Origin of the sequence: Leptospira sanjuanensis (genome assembly GCF_022267325.1) — a bacterium.
Lineage (GTDB): Bacteria > Spirochaetota > Leptospiria > Leptospirales > Leptospiraceae > Leptospira > Leptospira sanjuanensis.
This window is the reverse complement of record NZ_JAIZBG010000001.1, coordinates 2,826,049-2,832,500: the sequence shown is the minus strand read 5'-3', so window position 1 is coordinate 2,832,500 and position 6,452 is coordinate 2,826,049. Positions and strand designations below refer to the sequence as shown.

4 protein-coding genes (1 of these 4 running past the window's edge) are annotated in these 6,452 nt (G+C 46.3%); all 4 read left to right on the top strand.

The features are described 5' to 3' along the window. On the top strand, nucleotides 1–1,350 hold the 3' portion of the coding sequence (locus tag LFX25_RS12755; RefSeq protein ID WP_238730577.1) for a midas domain-containing protein. Its footprint begins 1,779 nt before the window's first position; only the last 1,350 of its 3,129 coding nucleotides appear in the window; its start codon lies beyond the left edge, outside the window; its stop codon occupies nucleotides 1,348–1,350. Between the two features lie 3 nt (nucleotides 1,351–1,353). Beyond that, nucleotides 1,354–3,606 carry a GAF domain-containing protein gene (locus LFX25_RS12750; RefSeq protein WP_238730576.1) on the top strand — a complete coding sequence of 751 codons (2,253 nt, stop codon included), beginning with the start codon at nucleotides 1,354–1,356 and terminating at the stop codon, nucleotides 3,604–3,606. Nucleotides 3,607–3,612: 6 nt separating this feature from the next. Next, nucleotides 3,613–5,034 (top strand): MBOAT family O-acyltransferase, encoded by a 1,422-nt coding sequence (locus LFX25_RS12745; protein ID WP_238730575.1) that lies wholly within the window; start codon nucleotides 3,613–3,615, stop codon nucleotides 5,032–5,034. 230 nt (nucleotides 5,035–5,264) lie between these two features. Further along, nucleotides 5,265–6,389 carry a hypothetical protein gene (locus LFX25_RS12740; protein WP_238730574.1) on the top strand — a complete coding sequence of 375 codons (1,125 nt, stop codon included), beginning with the start codon at nucleotides 5,265–5,267 and terminating at the stop codon, nucleotides 6,387–6,389. Nucleotides 6,390–6,452: the final 63 nt, after the last annotated feature.

Below are 6,452 nucleotides of genomic sequence, written 5' to 3'. Positions count from 1 at the left end.
GAAGAAGAACTCGGAAACCTTCTTTCTTCCGACGTGGAAGAAGGGGCCGGAGTTCCGTCCACTTTGGAAGAATCCGGTTTCGATTTTGAAACACCCGATTCCTCCGGAGAAGAAGACGATCTCATTTCATTGCCCGTTTCCGAATTGGACGGAATCGGTCAGGCGTCAATGGAAACGAGCGCGTCGTTGGACGACGATGCACTTTCTTTCGACGACTTTGAACTTCCTACAAACGATCTCGATTCATTGGAAACGGAAACCCCTGCGGATTCCTTTATCGAGGACGCGGAAGATAACGAACCGATTGCCCTCTCCGACGAGGAACTGGGCAATTTACTTGCGGACAACGTGGAAGAAGAGGGTGTGGGAACTCCTTCATCCACGATGGATTCTTTCGGTGATCTGGATATTTCCGACGAGGTTCCGACCGAAACTTCTTCCTTTGATTTTGAGCCGGAATCGGGTTCTCTTCTCGACGGAGGCGAAGCCGAAGCGGAAGAACCGATCGCACTTTCCACCGACGAACTCGATCACATTCTCACCGACAATGCCGAAGCTACTACAACGGAAGAATTCCCCGGAGCGGATAGCGAAATCGACTGGGACGCTCCTCTTGCCGAAACTACCGACTCGGATCTGGAAGCGGAAGAGCCGATTGCTCTTTCCACCGACGAACTCGATCACATTCTCACCGACAATGCCGAAGCTACTGCAACGGAAGAATTCCCCGGAGCGGATAGCGAAATCGATTGGGATGCTCCTTTGTCGGAACAAGAAGAAGTTCCGTTGGAAGACGAGGAACCGATCGCACTTTCCACCGATGAACTCGATCATATTCTTACTTCCGAAGAACCGACGGAAGAGGACGAGGGGCCGATCGCGTTGTCCGAAGACGAACTTGGAAATCTCCTTTCGGACGTTCAAACTCCGGAAGAGGAAGGCGAGGACTTAAACGAAATTCTCGGAGAACTTCCTGTCGCTTCCGATTTGGATGCGTTCGAGTCTATGGACGAAGACGTATCCGCATTACAGCCGTTAAGCGGTGAATCAGGAATCGTACCCACAGCAGAAACCGTTCAAGACGAAGAGATGGTCATCGTTCTCGACGAATACGCGGACGAGGAAGAACTTTCCCCTCTCGAAGAGCTGCGTAAAACTCCGGAAGAACCCGCCGCACCGGCCGCTCCTTCCGCCGGAGGAGAAGCCGTTCCTTCCAAAGACGAGATGAAACGGATCATGACGTATCTGGACGAACTTCTCGGAAATCTTCCGGATGATTTGATCCGCGAGTTCTCCCAGTCCGATTATTTCGAACTTTATAAAAAACTGATGAAGCAGATTGGTGTATGATCGATGGGTTTGCTCGAGAGGGTCAGTAAGTTAGTCAAATCCGATTCCTCCGGCGCGTCCTCGTCTAAAAGCCAAGAATCAGGCGAAAAAAAATCCCTTTTAAAAAAATCGGAATCCTTTCGCACCAAAAAAAGTTTTCTTCAAAGAGCTTTGGGAATGCGGAGTGAGACGTTAGACGAAACGTCTGACATCTCCGAGCCGCAAGCTTCCACCGCGACCTTGCCTCCTCCGTCCGAGGATTTCTCCCGTCCGCCGATCGAAACCGCTGGTTCGGATTTTGAATCCGACTTTGGGGCCCCGTCCGAATCCGATCTTTCCGAACCGGACGGAGATGATTTTCAAGCGGACTTTCCCGATTCTTCCTTTGATAACGATTTGCCTTCGGCCGTTTCGGAGGAGAATGAAACCGATTTCTTGGAACTTCCGCCGGAACTTTCCGAACCGGAAGGAACTCATACCGAAGAGCTGACGGAAGATCCGTTTAACGCGCCGCAGGCGGAGACGTCCGACTCGGACGATTTCAGTTTGGACGAACTTTTCGGAGAGGAAACTGCCCCGGAAACGACTTCGCTTAACAAAAAAGAGGACGAACTTCCGTCTTTCGAAAACGAAGAGGACGAATCCAATTTTGATCTCGAGGAAAAAGATCCTTTCGGAGATTGGGTTAAGGAAGCCGAGCAGGAAGCGAATCGGACTCCCGCTAAAAAGGACACAAAGGCAGCTTCGGGAGAGGAGGGCGAATTTTTATTCGACGACGATTCCAACTTCTCCACTTCTCCGATCGATCTGCAGATCGCTTCCAGAAAAAAATTGGATAACTATATTTCCGTCTTCGAAATCAGTAAAGAGATCGGCGCTTCCACCGACTTTGCGAACTTCTTCGAGAATCTTCTCTTTTCGGTCATGGGACAAATCGGAAGCGAGTCGATCGGAATTTTCTCCTCGAAAAACGGGAATCAGGAATTCTTCCGTTTGGAAGATTATCAAGGCGAGAACTTCAATCAGGAATGGACGATCTCTTCCGAAGAGGAAATCTATCATGCGGTAAAAAACGCCGGTTCCGTTTTGTACGCGAAGGAACTTTTAAAACCCGCGCTTCCCGCAAAAGAAAGAGAAATCATCCAGCAATCCGAAGCGGAACTTTTGGTTCCGATCCGTTATCTCGACGATTTTTTCGGGATTATGATTCTGAGCAAAACGATCAGCGGAGAGGATTATACGATCGAGGATCTCGAGTTCCTGAAGATCATCGGAGAAATCGCAGGTTCCGTTTATAGAAGAATCTACGATACGGAACAACTCCATCAGGAAAACCAAAGCCTGAAGGAAGTAATTCGCACCAACGAACTGATCATTTCGCTTGCGCGCGATTACGCTTCCGTTCGAAGCATGGACGAGGCGTATGATAAACTGATCGCAACCTTTAAGGAAGAATTGAAGGTAAGACGCGCGACCTTTATGATTTTGGACGGACATACGAAGAACGAGTTTCGAGTGTTCGCTTCCAACCTGTTGACACCCGAACACGTCGGCAATTTTACGCTTCCTCTGGAAAGTTCCATCGTAGGAATCGTTTCCAATATTCCCGGCGTCTTTCGGATCGAAAACTTCCGAAAACATCCCGAGTTGATGCAGAAGTTATCCAACGACGAACTCGGTCTCATGTCCGATTTTATCGTGATTCCATTTATCAACTTACACTGGTTAGTCGGAATGCTGATCGTTCATGAAACGGACGTTCCTTGGACCGATACGGATCGGGAGACCGCAGTGGGAATTTCGGAAGTGCTCGCTCCGGTTTTTTCCAATCTTCTCCTCATCGAGGAAAGAGATTCCGTATTCAAAGATCCGTTTAGTCCGGTAGAGGAACGAATCCAGGAAATGATTCTCAAGGCGGCAAGACTGGCCAGCTCCTTTAGTTTGACCGTATTCAAAGTTCAGAATGTATCGCGCATGGTAAAACTCAAAGGCTCCGGTTTTTTCGCTTCTTACAGCGAAGAATTGCGCAAGGCAATCCAGGAGAATCTTTCCGAAGCCGATTATAACTATAGAATCGGTCAGGGAAAATTCGCGGTGATTCTAGACGGCAAGGACCGCGAAGAAACGCAGATTCTGATCCGAAAGATCAAAAACAGACTCAACGATACGGACCGCAAGTCTAAAGATTTTCAAACTTCCGTGATTCAACACACTCTTTGTTATCCCGCCGACACGAAAGAAAAGGAGCGAATTCTCGAACTCCTCGAAGAATCCTGATAGAGAATGCTCTTCAATTCTCTAAATTTTCTCGTATTTTTTATAGTATTCTACGTTCTTTATCTGCGCTTGGGAACGCTCGGACAAAACCGTCTTTTGTTTTTCGGAGGATTGTTCTTTTACGGTTTCTGGAAACCGGAAATGGTCTTTCTTCTTTTGTTCTGCATCGCGTTTAACTTTGCGGGCGGAATCCGTTTGGGCAAAGCGGATGGAGTAGACAAACGAAGATGGTTCGTGTTTTTGATCGTTCTCAATTTGGGGATTCTGATCTTCTTTAAGTATATTCTATTTTTATTAAATATCTGGAACGATACTTTGGGTGTTCTGTCTCCGAATGCCGCGGTGAAGATTCCGGAAATTCTTCTGCCGGTCGGAATTTCGTTTTATACGTTCCACAATATCAGTTATCTTTCGGATATAAACTCCGGAAAAATTCTGCCTTGCGCGAATTTTATCCGTTTCGGAGTGTATGATCTCTTTTTTCCTTTGCTTCTTGCAGGTCCGATCGAACGGCCGGACTCTCTCTTGCCTCAGATCGAAAAGGAACGAACGGTTACGAGCGAAGGATTTTTGTCCGGAGCGATTCTTTTCTTATGGGGAATCTTTAAGAAGGTTTTTATCGGAGATCATCTTCTTCTTTTTACGGGAAGAGCGATGGAACCGGGAATGAATCTGGAGCCGGGTATGATTTTCTGGATCGCGTTCTGTTTTGCCTTTCAGGTTTATGCGGACTTTAGCGGTTATACGGACGCGGCGAGAGGGCTTGCCAAGGCTCTAGGTTTTCATCTTTCCCTCAATTTTAATTTTCCGTTTATCTCTTCGAGTCCGTCCGAGTTTTGGAAACGCTGGCATATTTCCTTGTCCACATGGCTCCGCGATTATCTTTACATTCCGCTCGGGGGAAACCGCGTTTCCCTTTCGAGACAGAACGTCAATCTGATGATCGTGTGGGTTTTGGGCGGTCTTTGGCACGGGGCGACATACGGATATTTCGTCTGGGGTTGTTATTGCGGATTGCAGGTGGTCGGATATAATCTCTTTCAGAAATACGTTCTTAAATTCGTTTCCTCGAATATTCGAATTTTGGAATTGGTTTTGAAGGTCGGAGGGGCTTTGCTCACCTTCTGGATGTTCGCTTTGGGTCTGCTTTTGTTTCAGGTTCGATCTCCGGGAGAATTTTGGGTTTTTGTTTTGAATGCTTCGGCGGGATTTTATTGGAATGGGATTTTTGCGGGGAAGCTGCTTTTTCTTTTGCTTCCGTTGATTGTCGTGGAGCCTTGGATGATCTTTTCTGGCGGAACGGATTCCTTTTTGGATCGGATCGTGAATAAACCGAGTCGATGGATTCCTTTGTCCTTCGGGATAACCGTGTTGTTTTTTCTCTTCGGAGTATTTGAGAAAAAGGAATTCTTTTACTTTCAATTTTAGAAAGAAGTATGTGCGGAGCCAATTCGTATGTTTGGCAAGGATAAATTAAAAGTTGTTCCGACAAACCGTCGAAATTAAAAATGCTTGTGATCCATGCGAAATATTCGCGTGACTCTTTTTCGAACTCGGATACGTTTCAAATTTTATGGAAAATGTCCTTCGAGAAATGTTTATAGGATCGTTTGCGTGTATGAAAACCTACTGAAGGCTTGTTTGCAAAGCAGAATGCAATGAATTATAAAAACTTAATCTTTTATTCCACCGCAGTTTTGATTTCCCTCGTCGTAATTCAGTTTTTCACATTTCCGTTTTTAGTTCGGTTCCAGGAAAAAAATTCCTTTCTATACGATCGCCTTTCGAGAATCGATTCTTCCTTGTTAACGGAATCGAGTTTCGAGAGATCGAAGGATTTGGCTCCCGTCGTATTTTTGGGAGACAGTCAGATTCTTTCCGGCATTCATCCGCAGGAATTGGAAAAGAAAATCGGCCGTCCGATCTGGTTTTTACCTCGGCCTTCGGAACAACCCGAAGGGATGCTTTTGCGTTACAAGGACTACGAAACCGAGATCGGAATCAAACCGCATCTTGTGATCGTTAACGGTTCCGTATTTTCTCTTTCGGATATGGATGTTGCGAGCGCTCATCGAAGTCTTGTGTTGAATTACGATTCTTTTCATTCTGAAATTTTTACAACGCGACAATGGAGCGATTTTTATCTCAAAACTCTTTCCAACGGAATTTTTTACCTTTTAGGAAGAGTTTTTCCGTTTCTGCGTCTGAACGCGGGAGTTTCCACCTCGTTGAAAATCGCGGGAGAAGGGGACGAGTTTAGCTACTCGGAAAAGAATTTGGATCGGCTTCTACACGGGAACCCGTTCGAAAAATGGAAGCGAAATAAGGAGCAAAATCGATTTCTGGAAATTGAATATTCAAAAAATAAAGGATACTTGAATTGGGGGAGCCGAACCTCTTTTGACGGTATTTGTGTTCCGAACGAGCATCCGATCGATTTACCGCCGAATCCCGAATTTGCCCTTCGGAAAACGAGAAAGTCCGCTTTGGAAGCTTGGGAGAGTTTGTTCGCGTATCTAAAATCGAAGGACGTTCCCGTGTTAGCCCTCTCCTTACCGTTTCGCCCCGATTTTGACGAAAGAATTTCGTCTCTCCCGCAAGGAACGATCTGGGAATCGATTCTTATAGAAAAGGAAATTCCGATTTTAAAAGTAGGTAGTCGTGTTTTTCAAAGGAGCGATTTCGGAGACTACACACATTTGAACATCTGCGGTATGCAAAAGTTGATTCCGATTTTATCCGAAAGAATTTTTAAAAGTATTTCCAAGTCCGATTTCGAGTAGGTCGGTATAGAAATCGGTAAAGCCCGCGCTACGGATGTGGAGCGTGCGTCAGCAGTCTCCTCG